The organism is Ensifer adhaerens (assembly GCF_020035535.1).
In the GTDB taxonomy this organism is placed as follows: domain Bacteria; phylum Pseudomonadota; class Alphaproteobacteria; order Rhizobiales; family Rhizobiaceae; genus Ensifer.
In genome coordinates this window covers 2932501-2951978 of the sequence record NZ_CP083349.1, presented here as the reverse complement: position 1 = coordinate 2951978, position 19478 = coordinate 2932501, and the positions used below count along the sequence as shown (strand labels likewise).

Sequence of the window (19478 nt, the reverse complement as noted above, 5' to 3'; positions counted from 1 at the left end):
TTTAGCCAATGACATTGTCCGAGCTTCGCATTTCCACCGATCGTCTCGTCATCAGGCGCTTCGTGTCCGGCGATTTTCCGGCCTTCTTCGCCTACCACCGGCTGCCGGAGGTTTACCGCTATCTTTATCAGGACCCGCTGGACGAAACGGCGGCGCGGGCGAAGTTCGCCAAGGCTTCAGCGCCGCGGCTCGACGAGGATGGGGATGTCGCGGTGTTTGCGGTCGAGCGGCAGGAGGATGGTGCGCTGATCGGCGAGGCGTTGCTGAAGCTCACAAGCCGGGCGGCTGAGCAGGCGGAAACCGGCTATATTTTCAATCCCGCTTTTGCCGGCAAGGGCTATGCGACCGAGGCGATGGGCGCCGTTCTCGATTTCGGCTTTTCGACGCTCAAGTTCCACCGGATCTTTGCCCGGCTCGACGCCCTCAACACAGGGTCGGTCGGCGTCGTAGAGCGTCTCGGCATGCGCCGCGAAGCGCATCTGATCGAGAACGACCGGTTCAACGATGTCTGGGGCGACGAATACGTCTATGCGCTGTTGAAGCGCGAGTGGCAGGAGCGACGGCAGGCCGGTTGAGCCCGCCGACAGCCTTTATAGCGGGCGCTTGGCGACGATCATGTAGTTGACGTCCATATCCCTGGACAGGTTCCACTGATTGGAAAGCGGATTGAAGAACACGCCGGTCCGCTCGGTGACTTCGAGACCGTTGGCCACAAGCGGCTTTTCCAGCTCTTCCGGGCGCACCAGCTTTTCATACTGGTGCGTGCCGCGCGGCAGCCAGCGCAAGACATTCTCGGCGGCGAAGATAGCCAGCGCCGCCGCCTTCATGGTGCGGTTGATGGTGGCGACGAACATCAGGCCGCCAGGACGAACCATGTGGGCGCAGGTGGCCATGAAGAAATCGACATCGGCGACATGTTCGACCACTTCCATGTTGAGCACGATATCGAAGCTTTCGCCGGCTTCGGTGAGGGCTTCCGCGGTTACGGCACGGTAGTCCACCGTCACACCGCTTCCGGCAGCATGGGTCTTGGCGATGCCGATATTCTTTTCCGATGCATCGGCTCCGAGCACGTCGGCGCCCATGCGCGCCATCGGTTCGGACAGGAGACCTCCGCCGCAGCCGATATCGAGCACGCGCAGACCTTTGAGCGGTTGCGGGCTCCTCGGATCGCGCCCGAAATGCTCGGCCACCTTGTCACGGATATAGGCGAGGCGAACGGGATTGAACTTATGCAGCGGCCGGAACTTGCCGGTCGGATCCCACCACTCCGCAGCCATGGCGGAAAAGCGGTCCACCTCGCTCTGGTCGATCGTCGTGCGTGCGGTCTCGCTCATGTCGCCGTCTCCTTGCATCTTCCCTACAGCGCCGCGCGCGCAAAGGACGCTGTAACGCTTTAAAGCTGCTGCATAATTTTAACCTTAAATCGATCCCGACTTAAGGAGCTAGCTATGCAGTAGTGAAGTCGGACGATCAGGCAGGGAAGTCAAGAGCCGGCGATGAGCCAGATGGGCGCAGGACTGTCGGGAGCGATGCTCTGCTTCTCCTAGCTTGCGTCCGTCTCCGGCTGGTAGTGCAGAATGACGACGCCCGATTTCAGCGGGCGGGTATGGGTCAGTCTGAGTTTCGTCTGCCTCGTCCCCGGCTTGAACAGGGGTACGCCGTTGCCGAGAAGCACCGGATTGATGCCCAGGCGATACTCGTCGACGAGGCCCTTCTCGATCAGCCCTGCTGCGAAATCCGCGCTGCCGAAAACGAAGATCGTGCCGCCATCGAGGTGCTTCAAGCGCTCGACTTCCTTGGTGGCGTCGCCGTTTACGAGCGTCGTCCTGTGCCAGTTGGCGGATGTCAGAGTTCGCGAAAAGACGAATTTCTCGACGCCGTTCATGAAGGTAGCGATGTCGCCCTCGGCTGACGGCCAGTAAGCGGCCATCATTTCATAGGTCACGCGGCCGAAAAGCAAAGTGTCCGCTTCAAGTTGCGATTCTCCGATATAGGCGGCGAGTTCGTCTTCGAAGACGAACCAGTCGATGTTGTGTCCTGGCGCTTCGAAAAAGCCGTCGACGCTGACCATGTCCCACATGATGACCTTGCGCATTGTCTCACTCCCGTTGCGGAATATCCTGTCACGGAAGAGAGTGGCAAAACTGATATCGATTTACAAGTGGTTTATTTTTCGCATCAGAAGCGGCTTGCACAACTACCGATGGAGCGTCGAGGCTCGATTGACGCACGTCTTTGACGGCGGCGAAGCCGCCTGCGTAATCGTTCGGCCGCCTTCCTGACTGAATTTCAGAAAGGTGGCGCCCGCTCGTCGCGGGCGTCACTGCTGTCGGCCACGAATTCGCCTGAGCGGCTGCTACCCCAGCTCGCTCGCAGCTGCCGAGGCGAAGAAATCTTCGGGATCCTCGACTTCGACGAGACGGCGCTTTTCGATCAGCCAGAAGCGGTTGCCGACATTGCGCACGAAGCTGCGATCGTGGGAGACGAGAAGGCAACTCGTTTCATGTTTCAGCAACTCCGCCTCGAGCGCCTCCTGACCCTCGATGTCCAGATGGTTGGTCGGCTCGTCGAGCAGGTAGAAATTGGGCTCCTTCAGCCGCAGCACTAGCATGGCAAGGCGTGCCTTCTGGCCGCCGGACAGTCGGCCGATCGGCTTTTCCTGCATGTCGACGCCGACGCCGGCGCCGACAAGCAGGGTGCGGGCGCGCTGATCGCCGAGCGAAAACCGACGCGACAGCGCGGCAAGCGGCGTCTCGTCATCCGACAATCCTGCAAGCGTCTGGTCGCTGTAGCCAAGCACCAGCGAGGGCGTCGCCTTCAGCGCTTCGGGCGCACGGGAGGGTTCTTCGATCGCAGACCGGATGAGGTTGACGAGCCGTGTTTTGCCGGCGCCGTTTTCGCCGAGCAGGACGATGCGATCGCCTTGGCAGATCCAGCGTTTCCCCGTGCGGAAGAGCGGTATGCCGTCGGGCGTTTCCACCTGGACGTCGTCGAGTGTCACCAGGATCTTTGCATGCGTGCCGCGGTTGGCGAGGCGGATCGCGCCGGCCGAACGTTCCTGATGCGCCGGTTTTGCCGCGTCCTCCAGCCGTTCCGCCCGTTGCTTCAACTGCTTGGTCTTCACCGTCAAAAGGTCGCTGCCGGAATTGATGCCGATATTGTTGAGCTTGGCGGCCTGGCGGCGAAGCTGCTGCGCCACCTTCATGTCGCGCTGGTAGCGCCGCTCTTCCGACGCATCCACCTCATCGAGTGCTGCGCGCGAGCGTGAGTAGGCAAGCGCGAAGATCGGCGACTGCTCGGGCCTGAGGAACAGCGTGCGGTTGGTGGTCGCATCCAGGAAGGCGCGGTCGTGGCTGGCGACCAGTACCGGCACATCGCGCGGCAGGGCATTGAGCCAGGCCTCGAGCCGGGCGATCTTGGCAAGGTCGAGATGGTTGGTTGGTTCATCGAGCAGCAGCGCATCCGGATCAGTAACCCAGACCCGTGCGAGAAGCGCCAGACGTTGCCAGCCGCCGCTCAATTCCGAGACCGCGCGGCGGCGCAGAACCTCCGGCACGTCGAGGGAATCGAGAACGATGTCGACGCGCCAACTTTCATTTTCCGCCTGGTCGGCCGGAAGCGCCGAGAGAACGGCGTCGTGGAAGGAGAGAGGCAGAACGGAGGGGGGCACGTTCTGTTCGACGTGGCCGATGGTCAGGCCACGCGAGCGCGTAATCTCGCCGGCGGTCGGGTCGAAGCTACCGGCGATCGATTTCAGCAGGGTCGACTTGCCGCGCCCGTTCGCAGCGACGATGCCGATCCGGTCACCGGGGGCGACCGAGAGGTTGAGGTTGGAAAAAAGCGGTGCGCTCAGGCTGACGCCGAGGTTGCGGATATTGATCAAGGCCATGGTCGTTCTCTGGACTGCGCGAGCGACGGTGAGACATCCATGGGCGGCGCATTTGACGCCGGGGTTTTCGGATGCTTGAACCCACAACGGCATGCTTGCTGCGCGTGGGTCACGTCGGCTCGATATTGGAAGACGATGCAGGCGTTTGAACCAGGGCGGTTCCGCACTGCATCACTCTGGGCAGACCAGGGATAGGTTCGCGAGATTGCGAAGTATGTCCGGTCAGCCCTGCAAACGCATCTGCAGGGCTTGGACGGGGCCACGCTGGCGGTGGTGCCGGAAGAATGTAATCACGCGCAGCCCCCCTTTCTCGAATTGAGTTGCGGCAGCGTGAATAACACCGTCGCGCGCAATTTTCAATGCCTTCGCGCCGAACCTCGAGCCGGTGTGCTCACATCTGCAGGCCGAGAAACTTGAACGCTTCGGCCGGCTTGAAGTCGCCGGTGGCATCGCCCGAATAGGTGTGATCCTGGTTGTCACCGAGGTCGAGCTTCATCACCTTGCCGGTTGCCTTGGCAAAGTCGATCTTCTTCAGATCGACCCAGAAGGTGTTCGGCGTCAGCGCCGATTCAAAGAAATACAGCAGGCGCTTGTGGTCGACGACCGTACGCCAGCGGGTCGAGGAGATGTTCGGCTCCTCCGGCGTGTTGATGCCGTAGGGTACCGACGCGTTGCGAATGACGCTGAAGACGCTCGCGAGCGCCCGATCCACATTCTCGTCCTTTGGGATGGCATTGACGTAGAAGGAGGCGCGGGCGAACCGGTCCGACGCGCGGTTGGTGCCGGGAAGCATCACGGTGCCGCCGATCTGCTTCCAGTAGGCGTTCAGGGCCAGCTGCTGATCGAAGGTCGGAGAATTGGTCATCACCTGGTATTGGCGACCGTGATGGATCACCTGCTTGCCGCCGATATATTCGAAAATGGCGCTGTCGCCGGTCTTGTCCGAGAGTGAAAGATGCAGCGTCGTCAGCCGGTTTTCGCCCGGCACATTGTCGGTGACGATCGTGAAAGGCTCTTTCTCGAGCGCTGCGACCGCCTCTTCGACCGTTGCGAAGCTGTCGAGCACATATTGCGCCCATGCGGCAATCGTCAGGCCCGGCTTTGATTTGTCATTGAAGTCAGGGTACTCGGATTCGACCAGCCACAAGAGGTTGGCATTCAGCCCGGCCTCGTTGACGCCATCGGTGGTGGAGACGTCATAGCCAGTGGCAACGACGCTGCCATACTTCGCCGTCCACTTGAACGAGTTGGGGCCGGCCTGGCCATTGCGTTCGATGCCGCGCGGCAGCACCCAGAGATTGGTGGCGACATCGTTTTTCCAGTCCATCGATCGGGCGGTGATGACGTTGTCATCAGGGCCGAGATAGACGAGCCGGGTGCAGGCTTCGGCCATTGTCTGACCAAGCATGAGAAGGGCGGCAATCGCGGAAGTCGTCGATCGGGCGGCGGACTTTCCGATAAACATCATGCCATTCTCCTTTGCGGGTTGAGCGTGTTCAGAGCATCCGGTTTGCGCGTCGAGACGAACGCGCCGCGCACTAGAACAGCATGGAAAAGCCGATGACGGGGCCATGCTGGTTCACGTCCCAGCGGAACTTGTTCACTCCGGTAAAGTCGTCGCTTTCATAGTCCTGATAGAGCATCCGGTAGCCGGCACGCAGAATCGTCGGCTGGCCGAACATTTCGGTGCGGTATCCGAGATAGGCTTGGGCGTTGACGCTGAGTTTCGAGCCGACTTCAAAACCGCCGACATCGGCCTCGGCAACGAGGTTCCAGCGTTCGCTGAGATCGGCATTGACGCGCAAGCCCACGAAGGGATCGGTCCAGTCGGCGCTCTTGCTGGTGTCGAAGCCGAGCACGGACACGTCCGCTTCGAGCTTGGTCCAGCGCAGGCCGATCGTCGGCTCGATCGACAGGGTTCGGGGCTTGCCGAAGGCGGTATTGCCGCCGAGTTCCTGCTCGTAGATCTGGTAGAATGCGCCGAAGGCCAGCGTCGTCATCTTGATGTCGAGGCCGATCTGGTGTGACAGCAGCGCTTCGTCCTGGCTGGTGCGGACGTATTGGCCGTCGAAATAGACGCCCCATTGACCGTTGGTCAGCTCGATATTGCCCATCAGCGCCAGATCGAGATGGTCGAGCGTATCTCTGAAGGGCACGTCGACATCTGTATCGAAGCCGGCGAGAGATGCGTCGCCTTTAAGGCTGGCCGCCCAGACATAGGGGCTGACGATCACCGCCCAGTCGCTCTGCGGGGCCATGCGCGCCTGGTCGAAGTCGGCGGCGCGCGCCGGTGTCGAATATACGAGCATAGTCGAGAGTATGCCGGCGAGATAGCCAGCGACGCGTCCGGTTGCAGCTAAGCGTCTTGTCAGCATGTCGAACCCCAAATCACCCATTGGCAGCGTAGCTGGCGCAATCGCAATTTCAAGTGGCACGCGCAGAGCCGGTGCACGTTTCCAGTCCTCGGGTTCGTGCCTTATTCCTGCCGCCTTGCCATTGCGTGCGGCCCCCTGATCCGCTAAGAGACGCCGCGACTTTCCGCTCCCCGAAGCGGTGACTGCCGATGTCCGAGAAGTCTCCCAAGCTTTTTGACCGTCGGGCGCCGGCGGGGGCTTTCCTGTCACGCGCGCCTTACGCGCGCAATTTGGGTACCGGTAGAGGCAAATGGCACGCATCGTGATGAAATTCGGCGGAACTTCCGTCGCTGATTTGGACCGCATCCACAATGTCGCCCGCCATGTGAAACGCGAAGTCGATGCCGGCCACGAGGTTGCCGTCGTCGTTTCCGCCATGTCCGGCAAGACCAATGAGTTGGTCGGCTGGGTACAGAACATGCCGAAGGCAACCGGCGCCAACTCGCCTTTCTACGACGCGCGCGAGTATGATGCGATCGTCGCTTCCGGCGAGCAGGTGACCTCCGGCCTTCTGGCGATCGCGCTGCAGTCGATGGGCATCAATGCCCGTTCCTGGCAGGGCTGGCAGATCCCGATCCGCACCGACAACGCCCATGGCGCAGCGCGTATCCTCGATATCGACGGCGCCGAGCTCGTCCGCCGCATGGGTGAGGGCCAGGTCGCCGTCATCGCCGGCTTCCAGGGGCTTGGGCCCGACAACCGCGTCGCCACCCTCGGTCGCGGCGGCTCCGACACCTCGGCCGTTGCGATTGCCGCCGGCGTCAAGGCCGATCGCTGCGACATCTACACCGACGTCGACGGCGTCTATACGACCGACCCGCGCATCGAGCCGAAGGCGCGGCGGCTGAAGAAGATCGCGTTCGAGGAAATGCTGGAAATGGCATCGCTCGGCGCCAAGGTGCTGCAGGTGCGCTCGGTCGAGCTCGCCATGGTGCACAAGGTCCGCACCTTCGTGCGTTCGTCTTTCGAAGATCCCGATGCGCCGGGCATGGGTGACCTTCTCAATCCGCCCGGTACGCTGATTTGTGATGAGGATGAGATCGTGGAACAGGAAGTCGTAACCGGCATTGCCTATGCCAAGGATGAAGCCCAGATTTCGCTGCGCCGTCTCGCCGACCGGCCGGGCGTATCCGCCGCGATCTTCGGGCCGCTTGCCGAAGCCCATATCAACGTCGACATGATCGTCCAGAACATTTCCGAAGACGGCTCGAAGACCGACATGACCTTCACGGTTCCGTCGGGCGACGTCGACAAGGCGCTGAAGGTGCTCGGCGACAACAAGGAAAAGATTGGCTACGACGTCGTTCAGTCCGAAGCCGGCCTCGTCAAGGTGTCGGTCATCGGCATCGGCATGCGCAGCCACGCCGGTGTTGCAGCCTCGGCCTTCCGTGCGCTCGCCGACAAGGGCATCAACATCAAGGCGATCACCACCTCCGAGATCAAGATTTCGATCCTGATCGATGGTCCCTATGCCGAATTGGCGGTTCGCACTTTGCATTCCGCTTACGGTCTCGATAAGAGTTAATCGACAGGCGACTGATTTGGGATTCGCGGCGGTTCCGCCGCGCATCCGTTTGCCGCCGCCTACTCTATTTCGGGAGACCCCACGCGATGAGAGACCTTTCCGCAGGTCCGCGCGTTCTCCTCAAGCGGTTGCGCGAGCTTATGGCGGAACCGCTGGAGCCGCAGGAGCGCCTTGACCGTATTGTGCGCCAGATCGCGCAGAACATGGTTGCGGAAGTGTGTTCGGTCTACGTCCTGCGTTCCGACGGCGTGCTCGAACTCTACGCGACGGAAGGTCTGAACAAGGCGGCCGTCCACCTGGCGCAATTGAAGATGGGGCAGGGCCTCGTCGGCACCATCGCCGCCTCGGCGCGCCCGCTCAATCTGTCAGACGCCCAGTCACACCCGGCCTTTACCTACCTGCCGGAAACCGGCGAAGAGATCTACCACTCCTTCCTCGGCGTACCGATCCTGCGCACCGGCCGCGCGCTTGGCGTTCTCGTCGTCCAGAACAAGGCGATGCGCAACTATCGCGAGGACGAGGTCGAGGCGCTTGAGACGACTGCCATGGTTCTCGCCGAGATGGTGGCAACCGGCGAGCTCAAGAAGATCACCAAGCCGGGTCTCGAACTCGATCTCTCGCGCCCGGTCTCGATCGAAGGCAACAGCTACGGCGAAGGCATCGGCCTCGGTTATGTCGTCCTGCACGAACCGAGGATCGTCGTCACCAACCTCCTCAACGAAGATACCGACCAGGAATTGCAGCGTCTTGCCGAAGCGCTGGGATCACTGCGCATCTCGATCGACGACATGCTGTCGCGCCGCGAGGTGTCGATGGAGGGTGAGCACCGCGCAGTGCTCGAAACCTACCGCATGTTCGCCCATGATCGCGGCTGGGTGCGCAAGCTCGAAGAGGCGATCCGAAACGGCCTGACGGCGGAAGCCGCGGTCGAGCGGGTGCAGAGCGAAACCAAGGCGCGGATGATCCGTCTGACGGACCCGTATCTGCGCGAGCGCATGCATGATTTCGACGACCTGGCCAACCGCCTGCTGCGCCAGCTCTCGGGCTACGGCGCCAAGCTTTCGGCCAGCGACTTCCCGAACGACGCAGTGATTGTCGCGCGCGCCATGGGCGCTGCCGAACTGCTCGATTATCCGCGCGAAAACGTGCGCGGCCTGGTGCTCGAAGAGGGTGCGGTCACCAGCCACGTGGTGATCGTCGCGCGCGCGATGGGCATTCCGGTGATCGGACAAGCGACCGGTGCGGTCGCGCTTGCGGAAAACCGCGATGCGATCATCATCGACGGCGACGATGCCAAGGTCCATTTGCGGCCACTCGCAGACCTGCAGCGCGCCTACGAGGAAAAGGTTCGCTTCCGGGCACGGCGCCAGGCGCAGTTCCGGGCGCTGAAGGACGTCGAGCCACTGACCAGGGACGGCAAGCGCATTACGCTGCAGATGAATGCCGGCCTGCTCGTCGATCTGCCACATCTCAATGAAGCGGGTGCCGAAGGCATCGGCCTGTTCCGCACCGAACTCCAGTTCATGATCGCCTCGACGATGCCGAAGGCGGAAGAACAGGAAGCCTTCTATCGCAGTGTGCTGAAGCAGACCGGCGGCAAGCCCGTGACTTTCCGCACGCTCGACATTGGCGGCGACAAGGTGGTTCCCTATTTCCGTGCGGCGGAAGAGGAAAACCCGGCGCTTGGCTGGCGCGCAATCCGGCTTTCGCTCGATCGCCCGGGTCTCTTGCGCACTCAGCTTCGCGCGATGCTGCGTGCGGCGGCCGGCGCCGAACTCAAGCTGATGCTGCCGATGGTCACCGAGGTCTCCGAGCTCAGGATCGCGCGCGATCTGCTGCAGAAGGAAATCGAGCGGCAGTCGAAGCTTGGTGAACAATTGCCGCGTAAGCTGCAGTTCGGCGCCATGCTCGAAGTGCCGGCGCTGCTTTGGCAGCTCGACGAACTGATGACCGAAGTGGATTTCGTCTCCGTCGGCTCGAACGACCTGTTCCAGTTCGCGATGGCTGTCGACCGCGGCAATGCTCGTGTCTCCGATCGCTTCGACGTGCTCGGCCGGCCGTTCCTCAGGATCCTGCGCGACATCGTGCGTGCCGGCGACCGGCACGATACGCCGGTGACGCTCTGTGGCGAGATGGCAAGCAAGCCGCTTTCTGCGATGGCACTGCTGGGGCTTGGGTTCCGTTCGGTGTCGATGTCGCCGACGGCGGTGGGCCCCATCAAGGCGATGCTCCTGGCGCTCGATGCGGGCAAGCTTGGTGGCGCGCTCAACGCGGCGCTGGACGACACACGCGACCAGCGACCCGTTCGCCAGATGCTGGTGGATTTCGCCGCGGAAAACGGCATTCCGGTTTAGATTGAATTGACGCGTCGTGATCCTCGTCCGGACTTGATCCGGGCGAGCGGAGACGCATTTGGAGTGAGACTTGGCAAAGCTTCCCGTTGAAAAGATGCGCGAACTGGAACGTCGGTTCGGTGAGATCGAGGCCCGCATGTCGGCCGGCCCGGCCGCGGACGTCTATGTCAAGCTCGCCTCGGAATACTCCGAACTGCAGCCGGTCGTGACGAAGATCCGTGCCTACGAGAAGGCGACCGCCGAACTCGCCGATATTACTTCGATGCTGGCCGACAAATCGACCGATCGGGAGATGCGCGACCTCGCCGAAATGGAAAAGCCCGAGGTCGAAGCAGCCATCGAGGCACTGGAACAGGAAATCCAGATCCTGCTTCTGCCGAAAGATGCGGCCGACGAGAAGAGTGCGATCCTCGAAATTCGCGCCGGTACCGGCGGATCGGAAGCAGCTCTCTTTGCCGGCGATCTTTTCCGCATGTACGAGCGATATGCGGCCGGCAAGGGCTGGCGCGTCGAAGTGCTTTCAGCAAGCGACGGGGAAGCTGGCGGGTTCAAGGAAATCATCGCGACGGTTTCCGGACGCGGCGTGTTCTCGCGGTTGAAATTCGAATCCGGGGTACACCGGGTGCAGCGCGTGCCGGAGACCGAAGCGAGCGGGCGCATTCATACGTCAGCCGCAACCGTCGCAGTGCTGCCCGAGGCTGAGGACATCGACATCGAGATCCGCCCCGAAGACATCCGCATCGACACGATGCGCTCGTCGGGTGCCGGCGGTCAGCACGTCAACACGACGGATTCGGCGGTGCGCATCACCCACCTTCCGACCGGGCTCGTCGTCACCAGCTCGGAAAAGTCGCAGCACCAGAACCGTGCGAAGGCGATGCAGGTTCTGCGCTCGCGCCTCTACGACATGGAGCGCCAGCGCGCCGACAGCGAACGCTCGGCCGACCGCAAAAGTCAGGTGGGCTCGGGCGACCGCTCCGAGCGTATCCGTACTTACAACTTCCCGCAGGGACGCCTGACCGACCACCGCATCAACCTGACGCTCTACAAGCTCGATCGGATGATGATGGGTGAAATCGACGAAGTTGTTGACGCATTGCTTGCCGACTATCAGGCGAGCCAGCTGGCGCAACTCGGCGAGCAGCGGGGCTGAGCCATGGCCGAAACGCTGGCGAGCCTTGTTGCCGAAAGTCGCGATCGCCTGCTGGCAGGCGACATCGAGCATGCGGCTCTCGACGTCCGGCATCTGATCTCTGGCCTGCTCGACATCTCGCTGAGTGCTGTCGTTTCACGGGGCAGGGAACCCGTGTCGGAGGAGGATGCCGCGCGCATCCGGGCGGCAGTTGCGCGGCGGCTGGCACGCGAACCGGTCTACCGTATTCTCGGCGAACGCGAATTTTTTGGCCTGCCGCTAAAGCTTTCGAAGGAAACGCTGGAGCCTCGCCCGGATACCGAGACGCTCGTAGATCGGATGATCCCCTATCTGCGTGAGGCGGTTGCGCGAAAGGGTGGCTGCGAGCTTATCGATCTTGGAACCGGTACCGGGGCGATTTGTATCGCGCTCCTGTCGCAGGTTCTTGAAGCCAGGGGTACGGCCACCGATATATCGCAGGACGCACTGGCAACGGCGACGGCGAATGCTGCCGGGCTCGGCCTTGCAGATCGATTCCTGCCGCTTCTCAGCAATTGGTACGAGAAGGTGGACGGTCGCTACGATGTGATCGTCTCAAATCCGCCGTATATCCGGTCCAGTGTCGTCCATGAGCTTGAGCCGGAGGTGAGACTTCACGACCCGGCCGCAGCGCTAGATGGCGGAGAAGACGGGCTTGATGCCTATCGCGCCATCGCTTCTCATGCTGGTCATCATCTTGAGACAAACGGCGTGATAGGCTTGGAAATCGGTTTCGACCAGAAAGAGGCGGTGACGGCGTTGTTTAACGCCGAAAAATTCCGTCTGCGTGAAGCGGCGAAGGATCTCGGCGGTAATGACCGCGTCCTGATCTTCGAACGCGACTTCAACCGTTGAAAAAATGCTGCACTGACGCATCTTCTTTCTTGCTCAGGCAAAGAAAGGGCTTGGAATCCCAAAGGAAGCGGGCTAGTTTGCCCGCGCACTGGGCAGAAGGTCATGGACCTAAGATTCGTTCCGGTATGACCTGGCCACGGGGATTGCTCTCAAGAAAGAGTTGCTAGGGTTCAACAAGTGCCTTGTGCAGGTACCTGTTAATTTGACGTCAGTCGGCGCCGAAGCCGCCATTGTGCGAGCGCAGCGGTGCGTGCTCTGTCGGGCGTGAACGAATCCGGCCGGAAGACGAAACCACATGATCATCATTATCAAGAGAATTCGGGTGAATGTACTATGAGGCCAGGACAGCAAAACAAGCGCGGCCGCGGGCGGAATAACAATAACAACAACAGCAATAACAACGGAAACAACAACAATCACAACCGCAAAGGCTCGAACCCGCTGACGCGGACCTACGACAGTTCCGGCCCGGACGTGAAGATTCGCGGTACTGCCCAGCACATCGCCGAGAAGTACTCAGCGCTTGCGCGCGATGCTCAGAGCTCGGGCGACCGGGTTATCGCAGAAAACTACTTGCAGCACGCCGAGCACTACAACCGTATCATTGCCGCCGCACAGGCGCAGATGCAGGATCGGTTCCAGCGTGAAGATCGCCAGGATTTCCGCGGCCATGATGCGTCCGATCAGGACCAGGATGATCTCGATCAGGTCTATGCCGACGACATGCCGGCTCCGGTTGCCGTGGCCGCAGCGCCTGCTGCCGAGCCACAGCCTGTTGTCATCGACGGCACGGGTCCGCAGCCGGTGATTGAAGGCACGCCGGCTGAAGTCGCGATGGAAGAGGAAGCTCCGGCTGCCTCCGGCCGCGCCGCATCCCGCCGCCGCAGCGCGCCGCGTCCGCGTCGTCCGCGCCGTAGTGCCCAGGAAGGCGCTGCCGACGAGGCTCAGCCTTCGGGCGATGCCGCTCCGGAAGCACCGGCACTGGCCGCTTCCGAGTAAGTGGCGAGCTGACAGCGAGTTGCCCGATCTGGGCACGACAAAAACCCGGCCTATCGCGGCCGGGTTTTTCTTTGCCTGATACTTGCGATCAGGCGTCGACGCTGTCGACGATCAGTGCCGCGAGATTGGTGCTGGCGGCCGTCTCGCTGGTGCGGCCGCGGATCAGTTCGCGGCCGATCGCCTCGGCTGCCCCTGCTATGCCGGTGCAGCGCAGGCGCAAATCGTCAGCGGGAATTTTCGCAAACGGCCCGAGTGCCGCCTGGATCATCCCAACATAGTCGTCGGTCTGCTGTTGCTGTGTCGCGATCATATCGGCGTTGCCACGCAGCGCTCCGGAAATGGCTTGCCATTCCTCACCGCTGTCGACGGCGCAGTTGATGTAAACCGAACTGATGATGTCGGCGACCGCATCGAGCTCTTTCGGTGCCCGGGCAAGTGCCAGCTGCAGCTTGCTTATGTGCCGGTCTTCGATTTCCTGGGAGAGCGCGATCAGCAATCCCTCACGCGTACCGAAATGCTCATAGGCGATCGGCTTGCTGACGCCCGCACGTTCGGCGAGGTGGCCGAGCGTCAAGGCATCGGCTCCGCACTCGCGCAGGATCTCCTTGGCGGTCTCGATCAACTGGGCGCGCCGTTCGGGTTTGGCGAGCTTTCGGCCTTTCGTCGGTGCCATCGATCGCAATCCTTTTTCGCGCCGGTTCGTGGCTCTTGAAAGCGGCGTTCGGCAACTTATTTACTCATAGTAACTTACTATTGGTAGGTTCGGCAATGAGCCGGACCCCTTTCGTTTAGGAGATAGGAAGATGTCGAGCAAGTTTCAGCCTGTTTTGATTGTTGGCGGCTCCGGGGTCGTCGGATCGCAGGCGGCGAAAATCATACGCCGGCTACACCCCACGCTGCCGATCGCCATCGGCGGCCGCGATGTCGGCAAAGCCGAGGCCGCGGCGCGTGAGGTGGGAAACGCCATCGTCGTCAGTGTCGATCTGGCGCGGCCGGATCTCGGGCTTGGCGATGAGCCGCGCTTCAGTGCCGTCGTCATCTTCCTGAAGGACGAGAAGCTGAGCTCGATGCGTTATGCCCAGCGCCACGGCATCCCCTATATCAGCCTTTCGAGCGGCACCTTCGAAGTGGGGCCGGAAATGGCGCAATATATCCACGCGCCGGACAAGGCGCCGATCCTGCTCGCCAGCCACTGGCTCGCCGGCGCCGCGATCTTCCCGATCCTCGAATTTGCCAAAGCCTACGAGGCGGTCAACACGATCCGCATCGGGGTCCTGCTCGACGAACAGGACATGGGCGGCCCGGCGGCACTCGCCGATTACAATCGCATCACCGGCCTCGCGCCGGCGGCATTGACCGTGAAGGACGGCAAGCTCCACTGGGCCGGCGGCGAGGAATCGAAGGCGCGTTATCGAAGCGTCGACGGTGTCGAACTCGATGCGGTTGCCTATTCGCCCTTCGACGTCATGGCGCTATGGGCTCGGACGAATGCCGGCAACATCCGGCTGGACCTCGCCTTTAGCGAATCCGCGAGCAGGCGTCGTGGCGAGACGTTTTCGACCGAGATCGTCATCGAGATCGCAGGGCGGGCCAAGGATGGCCAGCGTTTCAATCACTGTCACGAGATCGTGCACCCGGAGGGCCAGGCGCCGCTGACCGCCCTTGGTGTCGCGCTGGCGGTGGAACGCATGCTCGGCCTTGCAGGCGGCGAAGCGTCTGCGCCCGGCCTCTACCTCCCCGAAGTTCTGATCGACCCGGCCTACTACGTGCGGCGAATGAAGGAGTTCGGTGCGTCATTCGCCGAACGGTCGCTGATGGCGGCTGAGTGAACCAATGGGGCTTCGCGCCTCCCTGAGCGGAAGACGCGACCGCGGGGCAAACCGTCCGGCGGCCGCATTTTTCGGTTGCAGATTTCGGTCTGGAGACCATGGACGGCTCTTTAATTTCCAAAATCGGTGCCCCATATTCGCTACGGATGCGTTGATCCGGCGCAAGGCGGGGATCGCTCCACACTGACAGGCTTGCCGAATGCGGGAGCCTGATCCTGAAACACCGACGGGTGCCGAAAGATGGGCCTGCCGGGCTATGGAGGTAGAATATGAACATTGAAAAATATTCCGAGCGCGTGCGCGGTTTTCTGCAGTCGGCGCAGACCTATGCGCTGGCGCAAGGACACCAGCAATTCACGCCCGAGCATGTGCTCAAAGTGCTGCTCGACGACGATCAAGGCATGGCCGCTTCGCTGATCGAGCGCGCCGGAGGCGACGCCCGTGAGGCGCGCGTCGGCAATGATGCGGCACTTGCCAAGCTCCCCAAGGTTTCCGGCGGCAATGGTTCCGTCTATCTGTCGCAGCCGCTCGCGCGCGTGTTTTCGAGCGCCGAAGAGGCCGCGAAGAAAGCCGGCGACAGCTTCGTCACCGTCGAACGGCTTCTGTTGGCGCTCGCGATCGAAAGCTCTGCTGCGACCTCTGGCATTCTCGCCAAGGCGGGCGTGACCCCGACTAAGCTCAATCAGGTGATCAACGACATTCGCAAGGGCCGGACCGCCGACAGCGCCAATGCCGAGCAGGGCTTCGACAGCCTGAAGAAATACGCACGCGACCTGACGGCCGACGCGCGTGACGGCAAGCTCGACCCGGTCATCGGCCGCGACGACGAGATCCGTCGCACCATCCAGGTGCTGTCGCGCCGCACCAAGAACAACCCTGTGCTGATCGGCGAGCCCGGCGTCGGCAAGACCGCCATCGCCGAGGGCCTTGCCCTGCGCATCGTCAATGGCGACGTGCCGGAAAGCCTCAAGGACAAGCGGCTGATGGCGCTCGACATGGGCGCGCTGATTGCCGGTGCAAAGTTCCGCGGCGAGTTCGAGGAGCGGCTGAAGGCCGTTCTCAACGAAGTGCAGGCTGAAAACGGCGAGATCATTCTGTTCATCGACGAGATGCACACGCTTGTTGGTGCCGGTAAGGCGGAAGGGGCGATGGATGCCTCCAACCTCCTGAAGCCGGCGCTCGCGCGCGGCGAGTTGCATTGCGTTGGTGCCACCACGCTGGACGAATATCGCAAGCACGTCGAAAAGGACGCAGCCCTTGCCCGCCGCTTCCAGCCGGTCATGGTCGAGGAGCCGACGGTCGAAGACACGATCTCGATCCTGCGCGGTCTGAAGGAGAAGTATGAACAGCACCACAAGGTCCGCATCTCGGACTCGGCGCTGGTTGCTGCCGCGACGCTTTCGAACCGCTACATCACCGACCGGTTCCTGCCGGACAAGGCGATCGACCTGATGGACGAAGCTGCGTCACGCCTGCGCATGCAGGTGGACTCCAAGCCCGAAGAGCTTGACGAGCTCGATCGTCGCATCATTCAGCTGAAGATCGAGCGCGAGGCCCTGAAGAAGGAAACCGATGTCTCGTCGAAGGATCGGCTGGAGAAGCTCGAGCTCGATCTCGTCTCGCTCGAAGAGCAGGCGTCGGCGCTGACGGCTCGCTGGCAGGCGGAGAAGCAGAAACTGGGGCGTGCTGCCGATCTCAAGAAGCAGTTGGACGAAGCCCGGAACGAACTGGCGATCGTCCAGCGCAAGGGTGAGTTCCAGCGCGCCGGCGAACTGACCTACGGTGTCATTCCGAAGCTCGAAAAGGAGCTTGCGGACGCCGAAAGCCAGGAAAACGCCAATGCCAACCCGATGGTGCAGGAGGTCGTCACCCCGGACAACATCGCGCATGTGGTTTCTCGCTGGACCGGTATTCCGGTCGACAAGATGCTGGAAGGCGAACGCGACAAGCTGCTGCGGATGGAAGACGAGTTGGCGAAGTGGGTGGTCGGCCAGGGTGACGCCGTGCAGGCTGTCTCCCGTGCCGTCCGGCGTTCGCGGGCCGGGCTCCAGGATCCGAACCGGCCGATCGGCTCGTTCATCTTCCTCGGCCCGACCGGTGTCGGCAAGACGGAGCTTACCAAGGCGCTGGCCCGGTTCCTGTTCGACGACGAGACCGCGTTGATGCGCGTCGACATGTCGGAATACATGGAGAAGCACTCCGTGGCCCGGCTGATCGGTGCGCCTCCGGGCTATGTCGGCTATGAGGAAGGTGGCGCTTTGACCGAGTCCGTCCGCCGCCGGCCCTACCAGGTCGTGCTGTTCGACGAGATCGAGAAGGCGCATCCGGATGTCTTCAACGTGCTTCTGCAGGTGCTCGATGACGGCCGCCTGACCGATGGTCAGGGCCGCACGGTCGACTTCAAGCACACGATGATCATCATGACCTCGAACCTCGGTGCCGAGTATCTGACCGGTCTCGGCGAGAACGAGGACAGCGATGCGGTTCGCGACCAGGTGATGGATGTGGTGAAGGCTGCCTTCCGGCCGGAGTTCTTGAACCGCGTGGACGAGATCATCCTGTTCCACCGGCTGCGCCGCTCGGAAATGGGCGCGATCGTCGATATCCAGCTCGAAAGGCTGCGGTCGCTGCTTGCCGAGCGCAAGATCACGCTGGAGCTTGAGGACGACGCCCGCGCCTTCCTCGCCGACAAGGGTTACGACCCCGCCTATGGCGCGCGTCCGCTGAAGCGCACGATCCAGAAATACGTGCAGGATCCGCTCGCCGAGAAGATCCTGCAGGGCGAGTTCCCGGATGGTTCGTCCGTCAAGGTGCTCGCCGGCTCCGACCGCCTCAACTTCAAGCGCGGAGCGACGGCGGACAAGGAAGCCGCCTGACAAGGCATCAAAGAAAAGAGGCCGCCCTTCGGGGCGGCCTTTGTGTTTGTGCCGACTTTGGAGTAGGGGAGGGGCCTAAAGCGCGTCACGCGCTTTCAGCTTTGCTTTCCCAAAACTCGATCGGAAGCAGCTGCGCGGCGTTGCGCTCTATGCTTCAGTTGCTTGCGACTTCGGCGCCGGCGCCATCCTTGTTCAGCAACTCGTCGATACGGTCGCGTTCCTTCTCGAACTTCGCCAGCGCGTCGCCCGAAAGCGACTTGCCGCCGGGAAGGCGGATGCGCAGCGGATCGACCTTGTTGCCGTTGACGATCAGCTCGTAATGCAGATGCGGACCGGTCGAAAGACCCGTCGTGCCGACCCAGCCGATCACCTGGCCCTGGACGACCTTGTTACCCACCTTGACGTTCTTGGCGATCGCACTCTGGTGGTTGTAGGACGACACGTAGCCATTGGCATGGCGGATCAGCGTCTGGTTACCGTAGCCACCGGAATCCCAGCCGGCCTTTTCCACGACGCCGCCGCCGGCCGCGATGATCGGCGTCCCGCGCGGCGCTGCCCAGTCGACGCCGGTATGCATGCGCGAGAAGCCGAGGATCGGATGGCGACGCATGCCGAAGCCGGACCGGAAGTGTCCGTTCGGCACGGGGTTGCGCAGCAGGAACTGGCGGATGCTCTTGCCTTCGGTATCGAAGTAGTCGATCGAATTGTCTTCCGGATCCTGGAACCGGTAGAAGGCGGTGACCGCATCGCCGAACTTGGCGCGCACATAGAGCAGTTCGGATTCTTCCGTCGCCATGCCGCGTTCGTCGGTTACGGAGAAGAAGGCCTCAAGCGAATCCGTCGGCTTCAATTGTGCCTGGAAATCGACGTTGCTGGCGAGCAGCTTGACGACGAGGCCGACCATGTCGGCGCTCATGCCATAGGAAAGGGCGGCGCGGTAGATGCCGTCATAGACACGCGGCAGATCGTGGCTGCTGGTCATGACAGGCGTGCCGTTGTCGTCGAACGCGGTGGCAACCGCGTCGAGCTTCGGCGGTTCGGCACCTGGAACGAAGCGGCCCTTGTCGTCGACGGCCATCGTCAGCACATGGCGATTGCGCGAATAGATGGTGGCGCGCACGATGCGGGCTTCGTCGCCCTTCTGCGCTTCGCCGTTCTGAATGATGCCGATGCGCAGAACATCGCCCTCGCTCAGTTCGTTCGCACCGAGCGCGTCGCCGATGTAGCCGGCTGCGTCTTCGGCCTGCGCCTTGGCGTAGCCGGCATTGACCATGACGGTGGCAATGTCGGTTTGGCGCCGCACCGGTATGATGTCGTCGGCGTATTCGGTGCTTTCTTCGTCGATGGTCTCGTAGGCGGCATCACTCTTGTTCTGTTCGACGATGCGGGCGGTCAGGCCCTGAAGCAGGTCGAGGCCATCACTCTCGGATGCAAAGCGCTGCGGGTCGACGTAATAGAGCGAGGCGACCTGCGTGCTGCCCTCGGTCAGGACCGAGCCGTTGGTGCGAACGTTTTCCTCGACCTCTTCGAGCGACATCGAGCTGTCAAAGGCTACGCCGCCAT

Annotated in this window: 15 protein-coding genes (1 of these 15 running past the window's edge); 8 read left to right on the top strand and 7 right to left on the bottom strand. The window is 62.1% G+C overall.

The window, feature by feature from the left end:
- Positions 1-8 precede the first annotated feature (8 nt).
- Entirely contained in the window at positions 9-575 is a 567-nt protein-coding gene (locus tag LAC81_RS14485; protein ID WP_223725360.1) for a GNAT family N-acetyltransferase, read from the top strand.
- A gap of 15 nt (positions 576-590) precedes the next feature.
- Here LAC81_RS14485 and ubiG read toward each other — a convergent pair whose 3' ends face one another.
- The 5 genes from ubiG to LAC81_RS14460 form a co-directional block, all read right to left on the bottom strand.
- On the bottom strand, positions 591-1337 hold the full coding sequence (gene ubiG, locus LAC81_RS14480; protein WP_223725359.1) for a bifunctional 2-polyprenyl-6-hydroxyphenol methylase/3-demethylubiquinol 3-O-methyltransferase UbiG: 747 nt from the start codon (positions 1335-1337) through the stop codon (positions 591-593).
- A gap of 209 nt (positions 1338-1546) precedes the next feature.
- The gene (locus LAC81_RS14475) at positions 1547-2098 is read right to left on the bottom strand and encodes a dihydrofolate reductase family protein (protein WP_223725358.1); all 552 of its coding nucleotides are present in this window, start codon (positions 2096-2098) and stop codon (positions 1547-1549) included.
- 261 nt (positions 2099-2359) lie between these two features.
- Positions 2360-3892 (bottom strand): ABC-F family ATP-binding cassette domain-containing protein, encoded by a 1533-nt coding sequence (locus tag LAC81_RS14470; protein WP_223725357.1) that lies wholly within the window; start codon positions 3890-3892, stop codon positions 2360-2362.
- A 391-nt stretch (positions 3893-4283) separates the two neighbouring features.
- A complete protein-coding gene (locus LAC81_RS14465; protein ID WP_419195829.1) occupies positions 4284-5300 on the bottom strand; it encodes a linear amide C-N hydrolase in 1017 nt (338 codons plus the stop codon).
- A 130-nt stretch (positions 5301-5430) separates the two neighbouring features.
- Positions 5431-6267 (bottom strand): hypothetical protein, encoded by an 837-nt coding sequence (locus LAC81_RS14460; RefSeq protein ID WP_223725355.1) that lies wholly within the window; start codon positions 6265-6267, stop codon positions 5431-5433.
- Positions 6268-6556: 289 nt separating this feature from the next.
- On the opposite strand from LAC81_RS14460, the gene LAC81_RS14455 reads away from it, so the two are divergent.
- The 5 genes from LAC81_RS14455 (at position 6557) to LAC81_RS14435 (ending at position 13210) form a co-directional block, all read left to right on the top strand.
- Positions 6557-7831, top strand: a complete 1275-nt coding sequence (locus tag LAC81_RS14455) for an aspartate kinase (RefSeq protein ID WP_113541360.1) — start codon at positions 6557-6559, stop codon at positions 7829-7831.
- A gap of 86 nt (positions 7832-7917) precedes the next feature.
- The gene (ptsP, locus tag LAC81_RS14450) at positions 7918-10185 is read left to right on the top strand and encodes a phosphoenolpyruvate--protein phosphotransferase (protein ID WP_113541361.1); all 2268 of its coding nucleotides are present in this window, start codon (positions 7918-7920) and stop codon (positions 10183-10185) included.
- Positions 10186-10255: 70 nt separating this feature from the next.
- A complete protein-coding gene (gene prfA / locus LAC81_RS14445) occupies positions 10256-11338 on the top strand; it encodes a peptide chain release factor 1 (RefSeq protein ID WP_223725354.1) in 1083 nt (360 codons plus the stop codon).
- Positions 11339-11341: 3 nt separating this feature from the next.
- Positions 11342-12211 carry a peptide chain release factor N(5)-glutamine methyltransferase gene (gene prmC / locus LAC81_RS14440; RefSeq protein ID WP_223725353.1) on the top strand — a complete coding sequence of 290 codons (870 nt, stop codon included), beginning with the start codon at positions 11342-11344 and terminating at the stop codon, positions 12209-12211.
- A gap of 333 nt (positions 12212-12544) precedes the next feature.
- Positions 12545-13210: a DUF4167 domain-containing protein gene (locus LAC81_RS14435; RefSeq protein ID WP_223727828.1), complete on the top strand. Its 666-nt coding sequence runs from the start codon at positions 12545-12547 to the stop codon at positions 13208-13210.
- 88 nt (positions 13211-13298) lie between these two features.
- Here LAC81_RS14435 and LAC81_RS14430 read toward each other — a convergent pair whose 3' ends face one another.
- Positions 13299-13883, bottom strand: a complete 585-nt coding sequence (locus tag LAC81_RS14430; RefSeq protein ID WP_223725352.1) for a TetR/AcrR family transcriptional regulator — start codon at positions 13881-13883, stop codon at positions 13299-13301.
- Between the two features lie 130 nt (positions 13884-14013).
- On the opposite strand from LAC81_RS14430, the gene LAC81_RS14425 reads away from it, so the two are divergent.
- Together LAC81_RS14425 and clpB are read left to right on the top strand one after the other, a co-directional pair.
- The gene (locus LAC81_RS14425) at positions 14014-15039 is read left to right on the top strand and encodes an NAD(P)-dependent oxidoreductase (RefSeq protein ID WP_223725351.1); all 1026 of its coding nucleotides are present in this window, start codon (positions 14014-14016) and stop codon (positions 15037-15039) included.
- A gap of 269 nt (positions 15040-15308) precedes the next feature.
- A complete protein-coding gene (gene clpB / locus LAC81_RS14420; protein WP_223725350.1) occupies positions 15309-17915 on the top strand; it encodes an ATP-dependent chaperone ClpB in 2607 nt (868 codons plus the stop codon).
- 154 nt (positions 17916-18069) lie between these two features.
- Here clpB and LAC81_RS14415 read toward each other — a convergent pair whose 3' ends face one another.
- Positions 18070-19478 carry the 3' portion of a M23 family metallopeptidase gene (locus LAC81_RS14415; RefSeq protein ID WP_223725349.1) on the bottom strand. The gene runs 559 nt beyond the window's last position, so 1409 of the gene's 1968 nt are visible here — the last part of the coding sequence; the start codon falls outside the window, past its right edge; the stop codon is at positions 18070-18072.

Excerpts from the sequence above, each read along its gene's own strand:
- LAC81_RS14475 (WP_223725358.1), bottom strand. The coding sequence starts at position 2,098 with ATGCGCAAGGTCATCATGTGGGACATGGTCAGCGTCGACGGCTTTTTC.
- LAC81_RS14465 (WP_419195829.1), bottom strand. The coding sequence starts at position 5,300 with ATGCTTGGTCAGACAATGGCCGAAGCCTGCACCCGGCTCGTCTATCTC.
- LAC81_RS14485 (WP_223725360.1), top strand. The coding sequence starts at position 9 with ATGACATTGTCCGAGCTTCGCATTTCCACCGATCGTCTCGTCATCAGG.
- LAC81_RS14470 (WP_223725357.1), bottom strand. The coding sequence starts at position 3,892 with ATGGCCTTGATCAATATCCGCAACCTCGGCGTCAGCCTGAGCGCACCG.
- LAC81_RS14455 (WP_113541360.1), top strand. The coding sequence starts at position 6,557 with ATGGCACGCATCGTGATGAAATTCGGCGGAACTTCCGTCGCTGATTTG.
- LAC81_RS14435 (WP_223727828.1), top strand. The coding sequence starts at position 12,545 with ATGAGGCCAGGACAGCAAAACAAGCGCGGCCGCGGGCGGAATAACAAT.
- ubiG (WP_223725359.1), bottom strand. The coding sequence starts at position 1,337 with ATGAGCGAGACCGCACGCACGACGATCGACCAGAGCGAGGTGGACCGC.
- LAC81_RS14430 (WP_223725352.1), bottom strand. The coding sequence starts at position 13,883 with ATGGCACCGACGAAAGGCCGAAAGCTCGCCAAACCCGAACGGCGCGCC.
- clpB (WP_223725350.1), top strand. The coding sequence starts at position 15,309 with ATGAACATTGAAAAATATTCCGAGCGCGTGCGCGGTTTTCTGCAGTCG.
- LAC81_RS14425 (WP_223725351.1), top strand. The coding sequence starts at position 14,014 with ATGTCGAGCAAGTTTCAGCCTGTTTTGATTGTTGGCGGCTCCGGGGTC.
- LAC81_RS14460 (WP_223725355.1), bottom strand. The coding sequence starts at position 6,267 with ATGCTGACAAGACGCTTAGCTGCAACCGGACGCGTCGCTGGCTATCTC.
- ptsP (WP_113541361.1), top strand. The coding sequence starts at position 7,918 with ATGAGAGACCTTTCCGCAGGTCCGCGCGTTCTCCTCAAGCGGTTGCGC.
- prmC (WP_223725353.1), top strand. The coding sequence starts at position 11,342 with ATGGCCGAAACGCTGGCGAGCCTTGTTGCCGAAAGTCGCGATCGCCTG.